The sequence below is a fragment of the Flavobacteriales bacterium genome (assembly GCA_016715895.1).
Classification (GTDB): domain Bacteria; phylum Bacteroidota; class Bacteroidia; order Flavobacteriales_F; family PHOS-HE28; genus PHOS-HE28.
Genome location: JADJXH010000003.1, coordinates 1,180,476 through 1,199,837, shown reverse-complemented (window position 1 = coordinate 1,199,837; position 19,362 = coordinate 1,180,476). Strand labels below are relative to the sequence as shown.

The following is a 19,362-nucleotide window of genomic DNA, read 5'->3' as shown; positions in this document are numbered from 1 at the left end:
CTCCATCCTTCATTTCGCCTGTTCCGTCCGATCCGATCGTGCGCCCCGATGGAGGCGCCACCAGTTTCGCCTCATCAACCCCAACGACGATGCGAACCTCACTGCTCCTGCTCGGTGCCGCGATGCTGGCCCTGCCGACCGGCGCCCAATGGACCGCGGTCCAGACCGGTACCTCCGTTGAACTGACCGCCGTTCTCGTGGAGGACGGCCTGCACGCCTTCATCGGCGGTGTCGATGGCACGCTGCTCCGCACCATGGACGGTGGATCGACCTGGATGCCGATGGTCGGCGTGCCCAACGATGATGTGAACGCCCTGGTGCGCACCGCGTCCGGCGCGCTCGTGATCGCCGGTGATGATGGGGCCGTGCACCGCTCCACGGATGACGGCGCCACCTGGACCACCCATGCGACCGGTGTGCCCGATGGGTTCGAAGCGCTCGCCACGGCGGGGGCCATGGTCACCGCCGTGGGACGGGACGGGCAGGTGGTGCGCAGCGAGGATGATGGCGTCACCTGGACGGTTCAGAACGCCGGCACGCTGGACCGGTTGCACGCCGTGATCGCGGATCAACCCACCCACGTGTGGATCGCGGGGCGCAACGGCACCATGCGCCACACCACCGACGCCGGTGCGACCTGGGCCGCCGCGCCCACAGGCACGGGCGAGGACCTCAACGACCTGTTGAGCCTACCCATCAACAGCAGCGTGATGCTGGCCCCGCTGGCCACCGGGGAGGTGCTGCGCTCAGCGGATGCAGGGGCCTCCTGGGCGGTGATCCCGACAGGAACCGCCCTGGAGATGGGCGCAGTGGCCTGCGCTCATGACAGTGCGGTGTACCTCTGTGGGGAGAACGGTTTGGTATACGTCTCCACTGATGAGGGCCTCACCTGGCAGGCCATGAGCACGCCGGTGAACAGCGCGCTCGAAGCGGCGGATGCGAAGGATGGCCTTGCGCTGGCGGTGGGGATCAACGGCACGGCGATCAAGCTCGGGGCCGGTGGTGCGATCGGTGTTCCGGAGGATGCTGCACCAGGCGGACTGCTGGTCTTCCCGGATCCATCCGACGGACCGGTCCAGCTGACCTGGGAGGGCCGTCCTTTCGCGGGCCCCGCCGAGCTTACCCTTTTCCTGAGCGATGGCCGGATGGTGCAGCGCGTGAGCTGGGGATCGCCGCAGCGATCGGCGCGCATCGCCGAGCTGCCCGCCGGGCGCTACATCGCACGGGTCGCTGACAGGAACGGCCTCGTGGTGCAGCGTGCCTTCACCGTACTCGCCCGTTGAGCTGACACCGTAAGGCCATGGCCACCAGGATCACCCCCGGCCCGCGCATCGGTCCGCAGCTCGATCGCAAGGACCTGCGCAGGCTGCTGCGCTGCAGGCCCGATGAGGTCCCCGGGCTCATCCTGCTCCTCAATCGCCAGCCGCGGTATCACAACGGACTGGATGCCATCGCGATCGCCGTGGCCGTGGCCGAACTGCGGGCCGCCGGCAGCAATTCCTGACCACAACGCATCCGCCCACCATCGCATGTCCAGGAAGCCTTTTCCCGCTCCGTCGCCCCGATCGCCCGTTTCGTCAGAAGAACGGCGGCCACGCCCACACCCCCGACCTAGTTTTGCAGCACTACGCGATCTGATGCAGTCCCCACCAGCCGCCGGAACCCCTCAACACCGCACCGAACAGGCGCTCACCGTCGGCGCTGTTGCCTTGTTCGCCGCGGCCATCCTGCTACTGCTCATGCTGCCCGGCTGCAAGCACGAACCGCCCATCGCTCCGCTGGTCGATGATGGTGGGAACGGAGGTGGTGGCGGTGATGATTGTGACCCGAACGTGGTCTACTTCCAGCAGCAGGTCCTGCCGATCCTGATCAGCAACTGTGCCGTGCCTGGCTGCCATGACCAGGCCACCGACGACAATGACTGGATCCAGATCACGGACCACGCCTCCCTGCTCAACAGCGGCATCGTTCAGGATGGCGACATGATGGAGGCGCTCACGGAGACCGACCCCGACAAGGTGATGCCGCCGCCTGGTCAGCCCGGGCTCACCGCGCAGCAGATCGCCCTGATCGAGCTATGGATCAACCAGGGTGCGCAGAACAACAGCTGTTCCGCGGTCTGCGACACGATGAATGTCACCTACTCGGCGAGCATCGCCCCCCTGGTGCAACAGCGGTGCGGTGGCTGCCATGGCGGTGCCAATCCGCAGGGCGGCCTCAACCTGGGCACCCATGCCGTGCTGAGCACGCTGGCCCTGGACGGCACCCTGGCCGCCTCGGTGACGCACGACCCACAAGGCATCCCGATGCCGCCCACGGGCCCCATGCTGCCCCAGTGCGACATTGACAAGTTCCTCATCTGGATCCAGGACGGAGCCCCCAACAACTGATGCGCACCCTGTTGACCGCCCTGCTCGCCCTTTCCCTCGGGGGCTGCTACTACGATGTGGAGGAGGAGCTCTATCCGAACCGCCTCTGCGACGTGTCGAACGTCACCTTTTCCGGCACGGTGCAGCCCTTGATCCAAGGGAACTGCGCGGTACCCGGCTGCCATGTGGCCGGAGCCCAGACGCCCGACCTCGGCAGCTACGCCGGCATCAAGGCCGCTGCGGATGCCGGTGCGCTCGTATCGCGGGCGGTGCAGGGGGATCCCTCGCCCATGCCACCCACCGGGTTGCTTCCGGATTGTGACCGCCGGCGGATCGAAGCCTGGGTGAACGCCGGGGCCCCCAACAACTGAACCCATGAAACGGATCGTGATCCTCATCGCCCTGCTGGCCCTGGTCGGCGGCGGCTGGTATGCCTGGCGCGAGTACAACAGAACGGCCGCGCCCACCGGCGAACTGGAGGCCGCCGAGACCATCGAGGCCGCAGCGCTGCTTCAGGCCTACACCGCCGATGAGAGCGCCGCGAACGCGCGCTTCAACGGAAAGGTGCTCCTGGTGAGCGGCACCGTGCGGGAGGTGAAGGCCCCCGAGAACGGGCTGGTGGACGTGGTGCTGGAGACCGGTGATCCCCTCGCCGGCGTGGTCTGCCAGTTCGCACAGGCCGACGCACCCGCCTCACTGACCGCCGGTACCCCCGTCCGCATCAAAGGCATCTCCACTGGCCTGCTCTTGGACGTCGTCCTGCAGCGCTGCGCCATTGTGGAATGACACTTGCAACCCTTCCGAACGAACCCATGACCATGACCCGCCATCTGCTGTACACCGCCGCGCTCCTCGCCACGCTCACCGCGACCGCCCAGGAACGCTATGCCACCCGTACGGGCCACATCTCGTTCCACAGCGACACGCCGATGGAGAAGATCGAGGCGCACAACCACAAGGCCACCAGCGTGTTCGACGCCACCACGGGGGCCATCGAGATGGCCGTGCTGATGAAGGGCTTCGAGTTCGAGAAGGCCCTCATGCAGGAGCACTTCAACGAGAACTACGTGGAGAGCGACAAGTTCCCGAAGGCCACCTTCAAGGGCAAGATCACCGGCATCACCGCCGAGGACCTGAAGAAGCCCGGCAGCCATGCGGTCACCGTGGAGGGTGATCTGACCCTGCACGGCGTGACCAAGCCCGTGAAGGCCAGCGGTACCATGGGCATGGAGCCCACGGGGGCCATCCGTGCAACGGGCTCCTTCACCGTGAAGCCCGAGGACTACAACATCACCATCCCCGGGATGGTGCGCGACAACATCGCCAAGGAGATCGTGATCAAGGTCCAGGTGGACCACACGAAGATGTGATCGCGGGCCGCCCGCCCCATCGACCTTTGAACGGCCCCGATGCCATCGGGGCCGTTCATTCGACAGCCCCACCAACCATCACCCGCATGCGCCGAACCCTGTCCGTCCTGTTCTTCATCGCCACGCTCGCACCGCTCCATGCCCAGGACGACCTGTTGGGCCTGTTGGGCGAGGAGGAGCCCGAGAAGGAGTTCACCTCGGCGAGCTTCAAGACCACCCGGGTGATCAACGCGCAGAGCCTTGAGAACACGGCGCACGGGGTGATGGACGTCAAGATCAGCCATCGCTTCGGCTTCCTGAACCTGGGCATCAGCGAGCTCTTCGGCCTGGACCAGGCCACCGTGCGCATCGGCATGGAGTACGGGGTCACCGACCGGCTGATGATCGGCTTCGGCCGCAGCAGCTATCAGAAGACGCTGGACGGCTACGCCAAGTACAAGATCCTCCGCCAGTGCCAGAGCGGATGCGGCATGCCCATCACCCTTTCGGTGTTCGCCGGCATGAGCGCCAACATGCTGGAGAAGGAGAAGACCGAATGGTACGCTCCCGGTCAGGAGGACTATTTCACGCACCGCCTTGGCTACGCCTTTCAGCTGATCGTGGGCCGCAAGTTCAGCGAGGCCCTGAGCCTGCAGCTGATGCCCGGCCTGGTGCACCGCAACCTGGTGACCACCGCCGAACAGGCCCACGATGTGCTGAACATGGGTGCGGCCGGCCGCGTGAAGCTCACCAAACGCCTGGCCCTGAACGCGGAGTACTTCTACGTGCTCCCCGGCCAAACGCGCGCGTCCGTGGTGGAGGCCGACCGCCTGGACGACCCGAACCCGGGCTTCAAGAACTCGCTGTCCATCGGCTTCGACATCGAGACGGGGGGCCACGTGTTCCAGCTGCACTTCACCAACTCCACGGCGATGTTCGAGCGTGGCGTGATCACGGAGACCACCGGCGACTGGCTTGACGGTGACATCCACTTCGGGTTCAACATCAGCCGGGTGTTCACCCTCTACCGGCCGAAGCCCAAAAAGGTCTGAGGTCAGCGCGGTGCCTGGCCTCGGGCCCCCTGCACCATGAGGAACTCCGTGAGGTTGTCCGGCTCCAGCACGCCCACCACGGACCCGTTCGCGACCACGGGCACCAGCGGCAGCCCCTGAAGCGCGAGCTGCTCCAGGGCCTGTTGAGCCCCCTGCTGTGGAGAGACCGGCTCCACCGCACGCGGGGGGAGCTCCTCCAGGCGCGCATCCTCACGCCGGGCGCGCAACGCCTCGATCAACTGGCGTCGGGTCACCACACCGGCGAGCGTGCCATCGCGCAGCACCACCAGGTCCTGATCGCCCCCGGCGAGCAGTTCGTCCACGGCCCTGCCGACCGTGGCCTCGGCGGAGAGGGCCCAGAAGCGGGTGCGCATCACCTCGCCCACGGTGATTCCGCGCAGGGCGGCCTGCTGCATCACCATCCGGGCCTCGGCCCCGGCGGCGAACCAGATGAACACGCCGATGAGGGCGAGCATCGGTTCACCGAAGAAGAGCCCCCCGATGCCGAGGATGGCCGCCAGGGCGCGTCCGATGGCCGCGGCGATGCGGGTGGCCTGCACCCGTGGCAGGCGCAGACCGAGCAGGGCCCGCAGGATGCGTCCGCCGTCCATGGGGAAGGCCGGAAGCAGGTTGAACAGGAAGAGCCCCAGGTTGGCGGTGAGGAGGAAGGAGAGCAGGCCGGGCAGCAGGGCGCCCCCTTCACGCGGATCAGCCAGATGCAGGCCGCCGAACAGCGACCATTGCAGCGCACCGGCCAGCACCACGATCACCAGGTTCACGAGCGGACCGGCGAGCGTGATCCAGAACTCCTGCATGGGCTCCTCGGGCATGCGCTCCAGGCTGGCCACGCCGCCGATGGGCAGCAGGGTGATGTCGCGGGTGCGCACGCCGTAGTGCAGGGCCGTGAGCGCGTGGCCGTATTCGTGCAGGACCACGCACACGAACACCAGGCCGACGTAGGCCAGTTGCAGGAACACCCCCCGCAGGTCGCCGCCGGACGCCGCGGTGGACACGGCCACATAGCCCAGCAACAGGAGGAAGGTCCAGTGCACATGCACACCGATCCCCTTGAAGCGCAGAACGCGCAGTGAACCGCCCAGGGAGGGGCGGGCCATCAGGGCCGGAGGTCTTGTTCGAGCACCAGCATGGGCACCTGGGTGTGCATGGCCATGTGGGCGGTGGTGCTTCGGTGAAAGAGGTCGCTCCACACCGTGCGATGCCGGTGCGTCAGCACGAGCAGGTCGGCCTCGAGCTGGTCCACCAGATCATTCAGCGCGGTCACCAGGTTGTCCTCCGAGAGGTAGTGCATGGAACGGGGCACGGCGCCCAGCAGGTCGTCCAGCGGCGAGGGGGGCAGGGTGGAGGCATCGACGCCCTCGGGCACCCCGCGCACGATGGTGAGCTCCGCCCGATGCCAGCGGGCGATGTTGAGCAATGGGTGGACGGTGGACGGTTCGAGCGTGCCGCCATCATCGGCCACCACGATCCGCCGCGGATCCCGATAGTCCGCATGGGCCGGCACGGCGAGCACCGGGGCTTTGGACCGCCGGATGACGTCGGCGGCGTTGGTGCCCAGCAGGGTTTCCTCCAGGCCTGAGGCGCCCTGGGTCCCCATGACGACCAGCTCGATGCCGAGCTCGCGGACCAGGCGGTCCACCACGTTCGGCAGTTCGCCGTGCTCCACGCGGTGGTCCAGGACGGCGCCGCCCAGATGGACCAAGTCACGAAGGCGTGTCGCGAAGCGCGCCAGGCCCTCCTGTGCGGCGTCCACGATGGCCATATCGACGGACAGGTCCACGGCCGGATCGAAGGCAGGGACGAGGAAGGTGTGCAGCAGGGTGAAGTGGCCCTGTTCGACGCCCATCAGGCGGATGCCGTACACGGCGGCGTTCAGCGCGTTGTCGCTGAGGTCCGTGGGCAACAGCAGCCTGGCCATGGACAGCTCAGTGACCGTGACCTTCGGTGGCCTTGGAGCCCGAGGAGTCGACCAGCCAGTAGCCGATGAAGACCAGCGCGAGCATGGCGACGAAGCTGATCAATCCCAGCGTGTTGCCCACCCCGTCGGTGTTGAGGATGGAGGGACGGAACGGAATGGCGAAGGCCAGCAGCCAGCAGAGGAGACCGAGGAGTTTCTTGGTGTTCATGCGATGGGGATGGTCAGGGCAAAGTAACGGCTTCCCGCCGAGGGTCCTTCCTCACCCGTGGGCGAGGCGCTCCAGCGCCTTGATGTCGCGCAGGAGGATGTCGCGACCGGTGCTTTCGATCAGGCCGTCGTGCCTCATGTCGGTGAGGGTGCGGATCAGCGATTCGGTGGCCGTCCCCACGATCGAGGCCAGGTCCTCCCGACTGATCCGCACGCCCAGGCCGGCATCCTTCTCCTGCCCGAACCGCTCATGAAGCCTGAGCAGCGCCTGGGCCACCCGTTGCCGCACCGACGCGTAGGCCATCTCCAGAAGGCGCGCCTCCTTGTCCTTCACGTCCCGGGTGAGCAGCCTGATGAACCGGATGCTCACGTCCCGGTCGCGGTACAGCAGGGCCAGCAGGTCCTCCCGGGGGATCACCGCCACTTCGGAGTCCTCCAGTGCTTCCGCGGTCTCCGCCGTGCGTCCCCCCTCGAGCACGCCCATGTACCCGATGAAGTCACCGGGCCCGTACAGGCCGGTCACCAGTTCCTTGCCGTCCTTGTTCATGCGGAAGGTGCGCAGCTTGCCCTTGTGCACGAAGTGCACGGCGCGGAGCTCATCACCCTCGTAGAAGAGCACTTCCTTGCGGGGCACCGACCGCAGTTTGCGGTCGCGGCTGATGTCCTTCAGGGCGTCGACCCCCCGGGCCTGGTCCATGAACCGGTCGAGGCCTTCGAGGCTGTGGTCGAAGCCCTTGCGGAACAGGTCGCTGCGCTTCAGCCGGCCTTCGATGGCATTGAGGAGCTCGCTCTCGTCGAAGGGCTTGGTGAGGTAGTCATCCGCGCCGAGCTCCATGCCCTTGCGCACTTCCGACCGCTCGGCCTTGGCCGTGAGGAAGATGAACGGCACCTCGGCGGTGGCCGGATCGCGGCCCAGCAGATGGAGCACACCGTAGCCGTCGAGCTCCGGCATCATGATGTCGCACAGCACGAGGTCGGGGTGTTCCTTCCGGGCCATTTCCACCCCGCGCCGACCGTTCTCGGCCTTCAGCACGCGGTAGTGGGCCAGTTCCAGGATCTCTGCGGTGTTCTCCCGCACGTCGGCATCGTCCTCGATCAACAGGATGGTCTTCATGGGCTGACCCGGGTGGGCATATGGATGGTGAAGGTGGTGCCCTCGTTCAGGCGGCTCTCGAAGCCGATGGTGCCACCCATGAGGTCCACGTAACGACGCACGATGTTCAGGCCGAGCCCGGTGCCTTGGATGGTGACCGCATTGCCGGCGCGGAAGAACCGCTGGAACAGGTGCGGCTGGTCCTCGGCCGGGATGCCGATGCCCTGATCGATCACCTGCACGACGGCCTGGTCCCCTTCGATCGAGGTCCGCAGGACGATCGGCCTGTCCTCCGGGGAGTACTTCATCGCGTTGGTGAGCAGGTTGCGCAGCACATTGGCCAGCATCCGAGGGTCCTGGTACAGGCGTCGCTCCGCACCATGATGGTCGAAGCGGATCTCCTGTCCCGGCTTGGCCAGATCGCGCAGTTCCTCCAGCAGTTCAATGCACAGGTCCACCAGGTCGAGATCCTCCGGGATGCACTGGACCTGTCCCTGTTCGAGCTTCTCCAGGCTCAACAGGTCGTTGAGCATCGCGGTCAACTCGCGCACCTTGCTGCGGACCTTGACCACATGGCGCTCGACGTTCGCCTTGTGGGGGCCGTCGTTGTAGCGGCCTATGAGGTCCACCGAGCTCAGGATGGTGCTGAGCGGGGTGCGGAACTCATGGCTGGCCATGCTCACGAAGCGGGATTTCAAGGCGTTGAGCTCCTTCTCTTTCTCCAGGGCCTCGCGCAGGTTGTGTTCAGCGGCCTTGACCTCCGCCGTGCGCTGTTCCACCCGTTGCTCCAGTTCCGCGTTCACCCGCTGAAGCTCGGTCTCCGCGGCGCGCCGCTTGGTGATGTCCGTCAACAGCCCCATGATGAAGCGTTCGCCATGGAGCTCGAAGTGGTTGAGGCTCACCTCCACGGCGAAGGTGGACCCGTCCTTGCGCTGGCCCTGCAGGTCGAGCCCGATGCCCATGGGGCGCTTGGTGGGATGGGCGATGTACTGCTCCCGGTGGGCGGCATGGGCCATGCGACCGGCGGCCGGAACAAGCAGTTCGATGGGTTGGCCGATCAGCTCGCCGGGCGCATACCCGAAGAGCTCCTCCATGCGGGGGTTCGTCAGCAGCATGGTCCCCTGGTGGTCGACCACCACGAGCCCTTCGGCCGCGGAGCTGAAGAGGAGCTCGCAGATGTGCGACACATCATGCTTGGCGATCGCCGGGTGCATGGGCAGCTGTTGACCGCCGAAATGTAGTCCCGGGACCGGTACCATGTCACCGTCGCCCGGCCGGGTTCAGGATCCGTTGCCGCCCGTGCCCCTTCCGCTTGTCATACACGTTCCAACTGCGAAGCGGACGGGCGTAGAGGTTCAGGCTCATCACGCGCATGGGCAGCGGATTCGTGAAGCGGTGGATGCTGGCGCCCTTCGGCAGGTGGCTCACCTCATCCCCGGTGATCCGCCGCTCCTCCGTGCACACCAGCGTGTCATCCGGGTTCACCTTGAAGCGTTCCTCGATCAGCTCGCCCTGCACGGGCTTCACCCAGCCCTCCTCGCCCCCATAGTCGTGGATGCTGGTGCTCTGCCCGGGTTCGAAACAGATCAACATCAGTTCGAAGCTCTCCGTGCGCAGGAGGCAGTTCCTCGTGTAGTGCCGGCCGTTCCAGGTGGCCGCGGCGGCAAGCTCCTCGGAGGAGAGGTCCGCTGCGCGCAGCACGCGTTCGTAGGCCGCACGCGAACGTGCCCTGCGCAATAGGGCGATCAGGCCGTGCAGAGTACGGGCGCCGGGTTGCATGAGCATCGAACGGACGGATCTCGTTCGCGAACCTACCGGGTGCGACAGGCCGGGTGCATGACAACGGTCAGTCCATGGTCCATCCGGTGGGGAACGGCACGTTCTTCGCATCTTGCGGCGCCAAACAACCACGACACATGAAACGATCCCTTGCCCTGTTGCTGGTGGCCGGCCTGGTCCTCCCGGTCGCCGCCCAGAAGATGAAGATGCGCTCAGGTTCCTTCGACGCCCTGAAGGGGGAGAAGACCGTGGACCTGCGCTTCACCTATGAGAACATGATGGTCGGCAAGTACACGGAGGCTGACTATCTGGCCAAGAAGACGAAGGAGTACAATGAGAAGGAGGCGGGGAAGGGCGACAACTTCGCCAAGAGCTGGGTGGCCGACCGCGTGGCCCGCTTCGAGCCGAAGTTCGAGGAGCTGTTCAATGATGGAGGTGCATTGAGCGGCTCGCGCGACAATGCCGAGGCGAAATACACCTTCGTGGTGAACACGGACTTCACCGAACCGGGCTACAACATCGGGGTGAGCAAGATGCCGGCGAGCATCAACGCCACCATCAAACTGGTCGAGAAGGCCAGCGGGACAGAGCTCGGTGCCATGCTGGTGGTGGGGGTCCCGGGTTCGCAGTTCGGCGGATACGACTTCGACACGGGCACCCGCCTGGCCGAGTCGTATGCCAAGCTGGGCAAGGAGCTTCGCAAATACCTCGACAAGAACGTCTTCGGCAAATAGACCGGTGCGCGCGCACCAAAGGGAACAGGCGGCCTGCGGGCCGCCTGTTCGCGTTCATGCCTGCCTCCGGGCGGGGTCACATCCACTTCATCAGCCAGTGCTGGAACTCGTCCTTCAGTTCGCGGTAGAGCTTCTCGAAGGTCTCCATGCGGTCGCGCAGCCCGGCGTGGTCCTTGTAAAGGCGGTGCTCGATGGCCACCGGGCGCTCCACGCTCTCCTTCTCCAGGAAGTTCTCGTGCTCCTTGATGTCGTGACGCAGTTCGTCGATGACCTCCCGCTCCCGGATGTACTGGTTCTGGAAGTGCTCCACCTGGGCCAGCACCTCGGAGGTGGTGTTCCGGGTGACGACCTCTTCGAGCCGCTTCTCGAAGATGCCGATCTCGTCCTTGTAGAAGCGGAGCCGGTTCAGCCACACCTGATGCTCGAAGTGCAGGTCGCCGATGTGTTTGTGGGTCTGTGCTTTGGTCGCCGTGGTCATGGTCGGGGTGCTTGGATGGGTTGAAGTTCGTACCCGTGGACCGTAAAACAAAGCCCCGGCGACTGGGCCGGGGCTGAGGATCGTCAGTGCATGGGGCCTACGTGCGGTCCTTCATGGCCACGTACTCGCGCTTGGTGGCGCCGGTGTAGATCTGCCGGGGGCGCCCGATGGGCTCCTTGTTCTCGACCATCTCCTTCCATTGCGCGATCCAGCCCGGCAGGCGGCCCAGGGCGAACATCACCGTGAACATGCGGGTGGGGATGCCGATGGCGCGGTAGATGATGCCGCTGTAGAAGTCGACGTTCGGGTACAGCTTTCGGCTCACGAAGTAGTCATCCTTCAGCGCGATCTCCTCCAGCTGCTTGGCGATGTCGAGCACCGGGTCGGAGATGCCGAGCTTGCCGAGCACGTCGTCGCAGGCCTTCTTGATGATCCGGGCCCGCGGGTCGAAGTTCTTGTAGACCCGGTGGCCGAACCCGAAGAGCCGGAAGGGGTCGTTCTTGTCCTTGGCCTTGTTCACCCATTTCTGGATGTCGCCGCCGTCGTTGCGGATGGTCTCCAGCATCTCGATCACCTCCTGGTTGGCCCCGCCATGGAGGGGGCCCCACAGGGCCGCGATGCCAGCGCTGACCGCGCTGTAGAGGTTGGCCTGGCTGCTGCCCACCATGCGCACCGTGCTCGCGCTGCAGTTCTGCTCGTGGTCCGCATGCAGGATGAGCAGCTTGTTCAAGGCGTTGCTCACCACCGGGTCCACCCTGTACTCCTCGGTGGGCAGGCCGAACATCATGTACAGGAAGTTGTCCACGTAGCCCAGCTTGTTGCTCGGGTACATGTACGGATGGCCCAGGTTGTTCTTGTAGCTGATCGCGGCGAGTGTGGGCATCTTGGCGATGAGCCGGAAGATGGTGCGCTCACGGTCCTTCATCGGCCGATGCGGGTCCTGGCTCTTGGGGTAGAACGTGCTGAGGGAGTTCACCATCGCGCTGAGGATCCCCATGGGGTGCGCGTTGTTCGGGAAGAACTCGAAGAACCGCTTCATGTCCTCATGCACCAGCGAGTGGTACCTGATGTTGCCCTCGAACTCCTCCATCTGCCGCTTGGTGGGCAGGTCACCATTAAGGAGCAGGTAGGCCACCTCGAGGAAACTGCTCTTTTCGGCCAGTTGCTCGATGGGATACCCGCGATAGTGCAGGATGCCCTCCTCGCCGTCCAGAAAGGTGATGGCGCTGGTGGTGGCCCCGGTGTTCTTGTAGCCGAGGTCGAGGGTGATGTAGCCGCTCTCTTCGCGGAGCTTGCTGATATCGATGGCCTTCTCGCCTTCGGAACCGACCACCACCGGCAGTTCGTAGGTCTTGTCCCCCAGGATGATCTTCGCTGTCTCGCTCATGTCGTGCCGGTGCTCGGTGGGATCAACTGTTCTGGTTTTCGCGGGCGCTAAGGTAACAACCGCAGGGCCCGACCTTGTTCGATGCGCGCCCCTCTACGCAAGTCGGCGTGAAAAGATGCGGGGCGCCCGTGGGCGCCCCGCCGGGACCAAGCTGGTGTGGGTCACTCCTGATGGGCCGGCCGCTGTTGTGCGGGGGGGGGCTCCCGCTTCTCGGTCTGCTTGCGCCGCTGTTCGAGCAGGCGCTCGTACTGTTCGGGGGTCAGCACGGCCTTCAGCTCGGCGTCGTAGGAGGCCTTCAGTTCCTGCCGCTCCTGATCGCGCTTGGCCTTGTCGGCCTCACGGGCGGCTTCCACGGCCTCGGCGTGCTTGAGGTTGATGGCCTGGACGCGGGCCACCTGATCCTCGGTCAACTGCAGCGTGCTGCGCATGTGCTCGGTGCGACGTGCGGCCCGTGTGGCGGCATCCTCCGGCGTGCGCTGCCGCGTGGCGGTGCGCTCCTGGGCATGCAACGAAGCCGCGGTGAGCGCCAGCGCGGCGATGGGGATGATGAGGTTGCGGATCATGTTCGTTGGGATTCGGAGGTTGGACATCGGTGGCCGTGGAAAGTTCGATCAGTTCTGACCCGGAACGGCCACCGCAATGTACTTCCGTTCGAGGAACGCCTCGAGGGCGTGGGGCCCGCCTTCACGTCCGAGGCCGCTCTCCTTCACCCCGCCGAAGGGTGCCACGGCGGTGCTGATGAGGGCGGTGTTGACACCGACCATGCCCGCCTCCAAGGCTTCGCTGACGCGCCAGCTTCGCGCCAGGTCGTTCGTGAAGAGGTAGGCCGCCAGGCCGTACGTGGTGCTGTTGGCCACGGCCAGGGCCTCCGGTTCATGGTCGAACCGCATCACGGGCAGCACCGGGCCGAAGATCTCCTCCCGCATGCAGGCCATGGCCGGGGTCGCATCCACAAGCACGGTGGGCGTGAGGTAGTGTCCGCCCCTCGGGTCCCGGGTGCCTCCGGTGAGCGGCCGCGCCCCCTGCGCCACGGCGTCCTTCAGCATCCCGAGCACCTTCGCCATGGCGCGATCGTCGATCAGCGGGCCCACCTGGGTCCCGGGCTCCAGTCCATGGCCCACACGCAGGGCGGACACGCGCTGCACCAGCGCCTGGATGAACGGTTCCGCGATGCCGCGTTGGACCAGGACGCGGTTGGCACAGACGCAGGTCTGGCCTGCGTTCCGGAAGCGGCTTGCGACCACCGCCTCGGCCGCCTGCTCCGCGTCAGCGTCGTCGAACACGAGCACGGGCGCGTTCCCACCCAGCTCCAGGCTCACCCGTTTCACGGTGGTGGCCGCCCGTGCCATCAGCAGTCGGCCCACCCTCGTGCTCCCGGTGAAGGACAGCATCCGCACCCGTGGGTCGCTGCTGAGCACACCGCCGACACCGGCCGCGTCACACGTCGTCACCACGTTCAAGGTGCCGGGAGGAAGGCCGGCATGCTCGCCCAGCTGCGCCAGCGCCAGGGCGGTGGTGGGGGTGAGCTCGCTGGGCTTGAGCACCACCGTACAGCCTGCCGCAAGCGCTGGGGCGACCTTCCGGGTGATCATGCTCAGGGGGAAGTTCCACGGGGTGATGGCGGCCACCACCCCCACGGGTTCCCGAAGCACGAGCAGCCGTCGGTCCGGTCGGTCCGATGGGATCACCTCACCCAAGGTCCGCGGGGCCTCCTCGGCACACCATTGGATCATGGAGGCGCCGTAGCGCACTTCGTCCAGCGCCTCGGACAGCGGTTTGCCGCTCTCCCGGGTCATGCGCTCCGCCAGCTGCCGGTGGTCGTCCATCACGGCCTGATACCAGCGCATGAGGACCGCGGCGCGCTCACGGGCCGATCTCGATCTCCACGCCGGAAGCGCTTCCAGCGCCGATGCAATGGCCTGTTCGGCATCGACAGGGGTGCAATCGGCACAGGTGCCTACCTGGGTGCCGTCGCCGGGGTCGATCACCGTGAATGAACGACCGCTCTGCGAAGGTCGCCAATGGCCACCGATGAAGGCTGTCGCAGGGGGATGGGTACGCATCGGTCCGTGAAAGAGAGGAAGCTGCGTCGGATCAGGGACCGGCCGGGCGCAGTTTGCTGTAGACGGCCGAATCCAGGAAGGTGCCGTTCCAGTGGTAGTTCTCCTTGAACAAGCCCTCCAGAACGAACCCGTTCTTCTCCAGCAGACGTCGCGATGCCGTGTTCGCCGGGTCGGTGATGGCCTCAAGGCTGTGGAATCCATACCGTTCGAACGCCAGCTCCATCACGGCACGTAGTGCTTCACCCATCAGCCCCCTTCCCCAATGGTCCGGGTGGAGCAGATACCCCACCTCCGTGCGGTGATGCTCCCATTGCGGCCGGTAGAGCCCGATGGTGCCGCACAGCTCGTGCTCACCGTGCAGTTGGACCGCCCAGGAGACGGCCTTGGATTCCAGCTGGTCGTTCCGGGTGCGCTCGATCAAGGCCTCCGCGTCCGCCCTCGTATGCGTCCGCGGCCGACCGATCATGCCCATCACCCGCTCGTCCGACCGGAGGCCATGCAACGCCGCTGCGTCCGACGAGATGAACGGACGGAGGAGCAGGCGTTCGGTCCGAAGTTCCACCGGTGTGCTGAGGTCGGCCGTGAGCATCGCGCTACAAAGGAACCACATGCAGCACACGGTGGATCCTGCTCGTTGCCGAGCATGCCTCTTGAGGCCACCGGGACATACAGTGCCCACGCGGCATCGGCCTATGGGGACAGCCCGACCAGGAGGTCGCGCACCGCGCTGTGAAAGGCCTCCGGCTGTTCGAGATGGCTGAGGTGACCCGCAGCCGGAAGGACGACGAGCCGTGCGTTCGTGGCTGCCGCCTTCATGGCCGCACTGGTCGGCAGCGGCATCAGTTCGTCGCTGTCGCCTGTGATGATGAGCACAGGGACCTTCAGCCGGGACAGCACCGCGGTGCGGTCGGGACGGGCGGCCATGCCCAAGGATGCGGCCGCGACGGCTTCGGGGCGCTGGCGCTCCATCATGGCCAATACCTCCGCGACCAGGTCCGGACGATCGCGCCGCGTGCCTGCTGCGAGGAGCTTGGGAGCCATCCCCCGGGCGATCACGGAGGTGCCCTTGGCTACCGCGGCATCGGCCGTGGCCAGCCTGGCCTGTCGACCTTCGGGAGTGTCCGCGGTGGACCGTGTGTTACACAGCACCAGGGCCTGCACCCGATCGGGCCATCGCTCGGCGAAGGCCAACGCGACATAACCACCCATGCTCGAGCCCCCGATCACCACCCGATGCACCCCGCGCTCGTCCAACAGGTGGGCCAGGTCCTGCGCGAGCAGCTCCATGCTCAGGACGTTCGGCACCTCGCGGTGATCCGCCCCGAACCCGCGCAGGTCCGGTGTGATCACATCCGCCACGTCCTGCAAGGCCGCGCGGGCCCCGGCCCAGAGGGCGGAATCGAGCGGGAAGCCGTGTGCAAGGAGGAGGGTGGGGCGCATGGGGTGAAGGTAGGCTTGGGGGTAAGTGGCCCGGAACGTATGTATGGCCATACATATGTCCTGAGCGCGATGCCCGATCGGGGTTGAGTATCGCCAAGTCCCGTCGTTCCTGAAGATCCCGCCATCCGGTGGCTACTTCCTGGGACGTCTGAGGGACAGCTGGATCGGAACGCCTTCCTTTCCGTGCTTACGCTCGAGACAGTTGGACCGGAACGCCACAGCCCTTTCCTGGCGCTGGCCGATTCACTGTTCATCGGCCGGACACCCTGTCCGAAGAGGTCTTCCTGAAGTATGTATGGCCATACATACTTCAGGAGGCGCCGCCATCCCGCCCACGCATCACCACCTTTGGATCATGCATCGCATCCTCCTCGCCGTCTTCCTGGTCATGACCACCGCCCCGGTGGAGGCGGTCACCTATTCCGTTCCGCCCGAGAACACTGCCGCCTTCTTCGCCAACCTGCCGGAGGACGCCACCCTCGTCCGCTTCGACGGCGCCGCCGCGTATTCCTGTTCCTCCGACATCGTTCTGCCTCCTCGACCGCTCCTGATCATCGATGGGGCCGGGGCGACCCTTCAACTTGGCCCCGATTCCCGCGGGTTCACCTGTGCGGTCGACGACCACAAGGCCGCCGTGGCGCGCCTCACCTCCCGTTACATCATCCGCGACTTCGCCGTGATCATGGGCGGCCGGAAGGCGGTCGACCTGCAGGCCACGCTGGGGAGTGAGGTGCGCAACATCAAATGCGTGCGCCAGACCGAAGCTGCGGTGGACCTGCGGTTCTGCCTGATGGCCCGCTTGGAGCATGTGTTCGTCACCAATCCGACGGGCCGCGGCATCGTGGTGCGGCACGGCGACTGGCCCGGGGCCACCGCCTTCAACAGCCAGAGCAACAGCACCGTGCTGGAGCAATGCCGGGTCTATTGCGCCACGGCCACCACCGACGCGTTCGCCGTGCTCAACAGCGGCGGGGTGCGGATGACCGACTGCGTGAGCGAAGGGGCACCCTGCGACCATGACCTGTTCCTCTCCGCCGTCACCGACGGGGACGAGGCCTCCTTCGCCGGCAACACAGTGGTGAAGTCCTTCACCCTGGCCAATTTCCATGTGGAGCACGCCGCGCGGATCGCCTCCATCCACGTCAACATGCCCAGCAAGGCCAGTGTATCGCTCGGCAATGTCTACTGGAACGGTCCGCAGAAGGCGCCGGTGATCCGGTACATGATGGGACAGCTCAACCTGCAGGACATCGGATGGTGGCATGAGAGTTTCCGCATCGTGACACACCTGAGCGCACCGCGTCTCACCGTGCAGCGCTGCCACAGCCTGCTGAACGTGGGGGAGAAGGACGAGCGGACCGACCGGCAGGCCGGTGTCCTGCACTTGGACGCATCCCTCGTGGGCAGCACCCAGTTGAAACTGAACTACGTGGTGGTGCGGGACAAGGCCATGTGAGCACCGCATCCTCCCGCCCGTTACCTTGCCCGCATGGACGCACGGGTGCTGCGCTTCCTGGCGATCGCGTTCGGCATCAGCTGGTCCATCGCCGCGCTGGGCATGGCGTTCGGCGTGCGCAGCGCGACCGCACCCGGATACACGGTGGTGGCCGGAGCGGCCATGTTCGGACCGGCGCTTGCGGCCCTGCTCTGCGCACATCGGTTCGACCGGACCGGTTGGTCCGCATTGGGTGTGGGCCTCCGTCCGTTCCGCGTGAAGCCCTTCCTCGCGACCGCGCTGATCGGTGTCGCCATCGTCCCGGTGATCCTGGCCGGTACGGCCCTGCTCGCCGCGCGTTTTCCGGAGGCCGGCTTCGGACGTGTGGTCTTCACCAGCGATGGGCTTGTTGACCAGGTGAAGGTCCTGGCGGCCGAGCTCGGTGCTCCACCCATGGAGGAGGAGAAGCTCGGTCCGCTGCGGAGCTTCCCTCCGGGTCTCATCCTCCTGGGGGCCCTGGTTGGTGCGGTGGTGGCCGCCTGTACGGTGAACCTGCCCTTCATGCTGGGCGAGGAGCTGGGCTGGCGCGGCTACCTGTGGGGACGCATCGCGCACTGGCCCGGGGCCCGACGCATCGGCTTCGCCGGCGTGGTCTGGGGACTGTGGCACGCCCCGCTCATCGCCATCGGCCATAATTACCCGGGCCATCCCGTGGCCGGCGTCGGCATGATGGTCCTGCTGTGCCTGGCGCTGGCGCTTCTCTTCGACCACGTCCGCTGGCGGTCGGGACACGTGTGGACCAGCGCGTTGCTCCATGGCATCATCAATGGAAGCGCCGGTTCCTACGCGCTCTTTGCGGCCCAGGGGCACCCGCTCCTGGGGTCCATCGCCGGCCTCGCCGGCATCCTCGGCCTTGTGCTCATCGGTGGGTTCGTCGTCCTGGTGGACGGGCCGTATCGCAGGAGCCTGTTCGCCCGTGTGGCCTGACCTCCCCCGCGCCGTTCCTCCGGTCCTGTCGCCGACCTTGAGAGGGATCTTGGCCCTTCCGTCCTTCTTCCCGTAGGTTGCGGTCCTTTCCCGCCGGTCATGCCCGTTCCTGCTGTCCTGCTCCGTTGGGTCTCCCGCGGTGCCGCCTTCCTGCTCGTGGGCTTTCTCGGGCTTTTCGCCGCGGATACCTTCACCGGGACCGGCGATGGCGTTGAGCGCCTTCGGGATGCGCTGCTGCACCTCCTGCCGGCCATCGCCTGCCTGCTGATCGTGGTGGTGGCCTGGCGCAGGGCGTGGATCGGAGCGCTGGCCTTCAGCATCCTCGCCGGCATCTACGCGCTGTGGGCGTCCGACCGTCCCGATTGGGTGTTCGCGATCAGCGGTCCCCTGTTCGTGGTGGCCTTGCTGTATGCGTGGGCCTGGTGGTCCCGACCCCGGGCCTGATCACGGGTTCTCCTCCAGCCAGCGTTTCACCTCCGCCAGGTGATGCTGCTTCACCGGCTCACGCTCACGCCGGCTCTGTTCGGTGAAGTACGTGTGCGCCTCCAGGAAGCGCACCTGCAGTTCGTTCCACTGCCGCTCGGTGCTCAACACCCCGTAGTTGCGCAGCTCCCAGAACAGGGTGGTGCCGATCCGGAAGAAATCCGATCGTCCGAGGTAGTCCAGGTCCGCATCGCAGAGCAGCATGCCCAGTTCGTCCTGGGGTTGCTGGGGGATCTTGGTGGCCATCACCATGGCGCACACGCGCTCGATCTGCCCGCGGCTGTACCCGTACTGAGGTAGCGCTTCGCGCGCCAGCACACAGCCCGCCGCCTCATGCTCGTGGTCCTGCACCAGAAAGCCGGAGTCATGGTACAAGGCTGCCGTCCGTAGAAGGTCGAGGTCCTCGCCTTGCACGTCGGCATGCGCCGCATTGGCCACCACCGACCGGTACACGTCCAGCGTGTGGCTGAAGTTGTGGTAGGTACGCGCCTTGGGCAGTCCATGGCGCAGCCGAGAGAGGATGTAGAGCTCAGCCCCGGGTTGGTCCATCGCGGGCAAGGTAAATGGTGC

At 66.2% G+C, this 19,362-nt stretch carries 24 protein-coding genes; 11 read left to right on the top strand and 13 right to left on the bottom strand.

All coding sequences use genetic code 11. The features are described 5' to 3' along the window. The first annotated feature begins 89 nt into the window (after positions 1 to 89). The 7 genes from IPM49_05540 to IPM49_05510 all read left to right on the top strand — a co-directional run bounded on the left by IPM49_05540 (position 90) and on the right by IPM49_05510 (position 4,770). Entirely contained in the window at positions 90 to 1,283 is a 1,194-nt protein-coding gene (locus IPM49_05540) for a hypothetical protein (GenBank protein MBK9273991.1), read from the top strand. A gap of 17 nt (positions 1,284 to 1,300) precedes the next feature. Next, positions 1,301 to 1,504: a hypothetical protein gene (locus IPM49_05535; GenBank protein ID MBK9273990.1), complete on the top strand. Its 204-nt coding sequence runs from the start codon at positions 1,301 to 1,303 to the stop codon at positions 1,502 to 1,504. A gap of 133 nt (positions 1,505 to 1,637) precedes the next feature. Further along, on the top strand, positions 1,638 to 2,390 hold the full coding sequence (locus IPM49_05530) for a hypothetical protein (GenBank protein ID MBK9273989.1): 753 nt from the start codon (positions 1,638 to 1,640) through the stop codon (positions 2,388 to 2,390). Then, entirely contained in the window at positions 2,390 to 2,740 is a 351-nt protein-coding gene (locus tag IPM49_05525) for a hypothetical protein (GenBank protein ID MBK9273988.1), read from the top strand. Before IPM49_05530 ends, IPM49_05525 begins: the two co-directional genes overlap by 1 nt. A 4-nt stretch (positions 2,741 to 2,744) precedes the next feature. After that, positions 2,745 to 3,155 (top strand): hypothetical protein, encoded by a 411-nt coding sequence (locus IPM49_05520; protein MBK9273987.1) that lies wholly within the window; start codon positions 2,745 to 2,747, stop codon positions 3,153 to 3,155. A gap of 32 nt (positions 3,156 to 3,187) precedes the next feature. After that, positions 3,188 to 3,739, top strand: a complete 552-nt coding sequence (locus IPM49_05515) for a YceI family protein (protein MBK9273986.1) — start codon at positions 3,188 to 3,190, stop codon at positions 3,737 to 3,739. An 86-nt stretch (positions 3,740 to 3,825) separates the two neighbouring features. Continuing rightward, entirely contained in the window at positions 3,826 to 4,770 is a 945-nt protein-coding gene (locus IPM49_05510) for a hypothetical protein (protein MBK9273985.1), read from the top strand. Positions 4,771 to 4,772: 2 nt separating this feature from the next. On the opposite strand, the gene IPM49_05505 is transcribed toward IPM49_05510, so the two are convergent. Genes IPM49_05505 through IPM49_05480 form a run of 6 tightly spaced genes read right to left on the bottom strand, consistent with a single transcriptional unit; the run spans position 4,773 to position 9,791 of the window. Then, a complete protein-coding gene (locus IPM49_05505; protein ID MBK9273984.1) occupies positions 4,773 to 5,885 on the bottom strand; it encodes a site-2 protease family protein in 1,113 nt (370 codons plus the stop codon). Then, positions 5,885 to 6,706: a universal stress protein gene (locus IPM49_05500; GenBank protein ID MBK9273983.1), complete on the bottom strand. Its 822-nt coding sequence runs from the start codon at positions 6,704 to 6,706 to the stop codon at positions 5,885 to 5,887. The genes IPM49_05505 and IPM49_05500 overlap by 1 nt, the downstream gene beginning before the upstream one ends. Before the next feature lie 7 nt (positions 6,707 to 6,713). Then, complete coding sequence (locus IPM49_05495) at positions 6,714 to 6,914, bottom strand: hypothetical protein (GenBank protein MBK9273982.1); 201 nt, start codon at positions 6,912 to 6,914, stop codon at positions 6,714 to 6,716. 51 nt (positions 6,915 to 6,965) lie between these two features. Continuing rightward, entirely contained in the window at positions 6,966 to 8,027 is a 1,062-nt protein-coding gene (locus tag IPM49_05490) for a response regulator (protein ID MBK9273981.1), read from the bottom strand. Then, entirely contained in the window at positions 8,024 to 9,220 is a 1,197-nt protein-coding gene (locus IPM49_05485; protein ID MBK9273980.1) for a PAS domain S-box protein, read from the bottom strand. Before IPM49_05485 ends, IPM49_05490 begins: the two co-directional genes overlap by 4 nt. A 46-nt stretch (positions 9,221 to 9,266) precedes the next feature. Continuing rightward, the gene (locus tag IPM49_05480; protein ID MBK9273979.1) at positions 9,267 to 9,791 is read right to left on the bottom strand and encodes a cysteine dioxygenase family protein; all 525 of its coding nucleotides are present in this window, start codon (positions 9,789 to 9,791) and stop codon (positions 9,267 to 9,269) included. Positions 9,792 to 9,922: 131 nt separating this feature from the next. Between IPM49_05480 and IPM49_05475 the strand changes: the two genes are divergently transcribed. Continuing rightward, positions 9,923 to 10,519, top strand: coding sequence for a hypothetical protein (locus IPM49_05475; protein MBK9273978.1), 597 nt, complete (start codon positions 9,923 to 9,925; stop codon positions 10,517 to 10,519). A 76-nt stretch (positions 10,520 to 10,595) separates the two neighbouring features. Here IPM49_05475 and IPM49_05470 read toward each other — a convergent pair whose 3' ends face one another. From IPM49_05470 to IPM49_05445, 6 genes are all read right to left on the bottom strand, one after another. Next, entirely contained in the window at positions 10,596 to 10,997 is a 402-nt protein-coding gene (locus tag IPM49_05470; GenBank protein MBK9273977.1) for a hypothetical protein, read from the bottom strand. 97 nt (positions 10,998 to 11,094) lie between these two features. Beyond that, on the bottom strand, positions 11,095 to 12,384 hold the full coding sequence (locus IPM49_05465) for a citrate synthase (GenBank protein MBK9273976.1): 1,290 nt from the start codon (positions 12,382 to 12,384) through the stop codon (positions 11,095 to 11,097). Positions 12,385 to 12,545: 161 nt separating this feature from the next. Further along, entirely contained in the window at positions 12,546 to 12,974 is a 429-nt protein-coding gene (locus IPM49_05460; GenBank protein MBK9273975.1) for a hypothetical protein, read from the bottom strand. 21 nt (positions 12,975 to 12,995) lie between these two features. Then, positions 12,996 to 14,447: an NAD-dependent succinate-semialdehyde dehydrogenase gene (locus IPM49_05455; GenBank protein MBK9273974.1), complete on the bottom strand. Its 1,452-nt coding sequence runs from the start codon at positions 14,445 to 14,447 to the stop codon at positions 12,996 to 12,998. A 31-nt stretch (positions 14,448 to 14,478) separates the two neighbouring features. Beyond that, complete coding sequence (locus IPM49_05450; GenBank protein MBK9273973.1) at positions 14,479 to 15,057, bottom strand: GNAT family N-acetyltransferase; 579 nt, start codon at positions 15,055 to 15,057, stop codon at positions 14,479 to 14,481. A gap of 80 nt (positions 15,058 to 15,137) precedes the next feature. Further along, positions 15,138 to 15,887 carry an alpha/beta fold hydrolase gene (locus IPM49_05445; protein MBK9273972.1) on the bottom strand — a complete coding sequence of 250 codons (750 nt, stop codon included), beginning with the start codon at positions 15,885 to 15,887 and terminating at the stop codon, positions 15,138 to 15,140. Between the two features lie 355 nt (positions 15,888 to 16,242). Here IPM49_05445 and IPM49_05440 point away from each other — a divergent pair, with 355 nt between their 5' ends. The 3 genes from IPM49_05440 (at position 16,243) to IPM49_05430 (ending at position 18,753) form a co-directional block, all read left to right on the top strand. After that, entirely contained in the window at positions 16,243 to 17,343 is a 1,101-nt protein-coding gene (locus IPM49_05440; protein MBK9273971.1) for a hypothetical protein, read from the top strand. Between the two features lie 33 nt (positions 17,344 to 17,376). After that, the gene (locus tag IPM49_05435) at positions 17,377 to 18,309 is read left to right on the top strand and encodes a CPBP family intramembrane metalloprotease (GenBank protein MBK9273970.1); all 933 of its coding nucleotides are present in this window, start codon (positions 17,377 to 17,379) and stop codon (positions 18,307 to 18,309) included. A gap of 99 nt (positions 18,310 to 18,408) precedes the next feature. Further along, positions 18,409 to 18,753: a hypothetical protein gene (locus IPM49_05430; protein MBK9273969.1), complete on the top strand. Its 345-nt coding sequence runs from the start codon at positions 18,409 to 18,411 to the stop codon at positions 18,751 to 18,753. Here the strand turns inward: IPM49_05430 and IPM49_05425 are convergent, their stop codons facing one another. After that, positions 18,754 to 19,341 carry an HD domain-containing protein gene (locus IPM49_05425; GenBank protein ID MBK9273968.1) on the bottom strand — a complete coding sequence of 196 codons (588 nt, stop codon included), beginning with the start codon at positions 19,339 to 19,341 and terminating at the stop codon, positions 18,754 to 18,756. Positions 19,342 to 19,362 lie beyond the last annotated feature (21 nt).

Excerpts from the sequence above, each read along its gene's own strand:
- IPM49_05540 (MBK9273991.1), top strand. The coding sequence starts at position 90 with ATGCGAACCTCACTGCTCCTGCTCGGTGCCGCGATGCTGGCCCTGCCG.
- IPM49_05535 (MBK9273990.1), top strand. The coding sequence starts at position 1,301 with ATGGCCACCAGGATCACCCCCGGCCCGCGCATCGGTCCGCAGCTCGAT.
- IPM49_05530 (MBK9273989.1), top strand. The coding sequence starts at position 1,638 with ATGCAGTCCCCACCAGCCGCCGGAACCCCTCAACACCGCACCGAACAG.
- IPM49_05525 (MBK9273988.1), top strand. The coding sequence starts at position 2,390 with ATGCGCACCCTGTTGACCGCCCTGCTCGCCCTTTCCCTCGGGGGCTGC.
- IPM49_05520 (MBK9273987.1), top strand. The coding sequence starts at position 2,745 with ATGAAACGGATCGTGATCCTCATCGCCCTGCTGGCCCTGGTCGGCGGC.
- IPM49_05515 (MBK9273986.1), top strand. The coding sequence starts at position 3,188 with ATGACCCGCCATCTGCTGTACACCGCCGCGCTCCTCGCCACGCTCACC.
- IPM49_05510 (MBK9273985.1), top strand. The coding sequence starts at position 3,826 with ATGCGCCGAACCCTGTCCGTCCTGTTCTTCATCGCCACGCTCGCACCG.
- IPM49_05505 (MBK9273984.1), bottom strand. The coding sequence starts at position 5,885 with ATGGCCCGCCCCTCCCTGGGCGGTTCACTGCGCGTTCTGCGCTTCAAG.
- IPM49_05500 (MBK9273983.1), bottom strand. The coding sequence starts at position 6,706 with ATGGCCAGGCTGCTGTTGCCCACGGACCTCAGCGACAACGCGCTGAAC.
- IPM49_05495 (MBK9273982.1), bottom strand. The coding sequence starts at position 6,914 with ATGAACACCAAGAAACTCCTCGGTCTCCTCTGCTGGCTGCTGGCCTTC.
- IPM49_05490 (MBK9273981.1), bottom strand. The coding sequence starts at position 8,027 with ATGAAGACCATCCTGTTGATCGAGGACGATGCCGACGTGCGGGAGAAC.
- IPM49_05485 (MBK9273980.1), bottom strand. The coding sequence starts at position 9,220 with ATGCACCCGGCGATCGCCAAGCATGATGTGTCGCACATCTGCGAGCTC.
- IPM49_05480 (MBK9273979.1), bottom strand. The coding sequence starts at position 9,791 with ATGCTCATGCAACCCGGCGCCCGTACTCTGCACGGCCTGATCGCCCTA.
- IPM49_05475 (MBK9273978.1), top strand. The coding sequence starts at position 9,923 with ATGAAACGATCCCTTGCCCTGTTGCTGGTGGCCGGCCTGGTCCTCCCG.
- IPM49_05470 (MBK9273977.1), bottom strand. The coding sequence starts at position 10,997 with ATGACCACGGCGACCAAAGCACAGACCCACAAACACATCGGCGACCTG.
- IPM49_05465 (MBK9273976.1), bottom strand. The coding sequence starts at position 12,384 with ATGAGCGAGACAGCGAAGATCATCCTGGGGGACAAGACCTACGAACTG.
- IPM49_05460 (MBK9273975.1), bottom strand. The coding sequence starts at position 12,974 with ATGTCCAACCTCCGAATCCCAACGAACATGATCCGCAACCTCATCATC.
- IPM49_05455 (MBK9273974.1), bottom strand. The coding sequence starts at position 14,447 with ATGCGTACCCATCCCCCTGCGACAGCCTTCATCGGTGGCCATTGGCGA.
- IPM49_05450 (MBK9273973.1), bottom strand. The coding sequence starts at position 15,057 with ATGTGGTTCCTTTGTAGCGCGATGCTCACGGCCGACCTCAGCACACCG.
- IPM49_05445 (MBK9273972.1), bottom strand. The coding sequence starts at position 15,887 with ATGCGCCCCACCCTCCTCCTTGCACACGGCTTCCCGCTCGATTCCGCC.
- IPM49_05440 (MBK9273971.1), top strand. The coding sequence starts at position 16,243 with ATGCATCGCATCCTCCTCGCCGTCTTCCTGGTCATGACCACCGCCCCG.
- IPM49_05435 (MBK9273970.1), top strand. The coding sequence starts at position 17,377 with ATGGACGCACGGGTGCTGCGCTTCCTGGCGATCGCGTTCGGCATCAGC.
- IPM49_05430 (MBK9273969.1), top strand. The coding sequence starts at position 18,409 with ATGCCCGTTCCTGCTGTCCTGCTCCGTTGGGTCTCCCGCGGTGCCGCC.
- IPM49_05425 (MBK9273968.1), bottom strand. The coding sequence starts at position 19,341 with ATGGACCAACCCGGGGCTGAGCTCTACATCCTCTCTCGGCTGCGCCAT.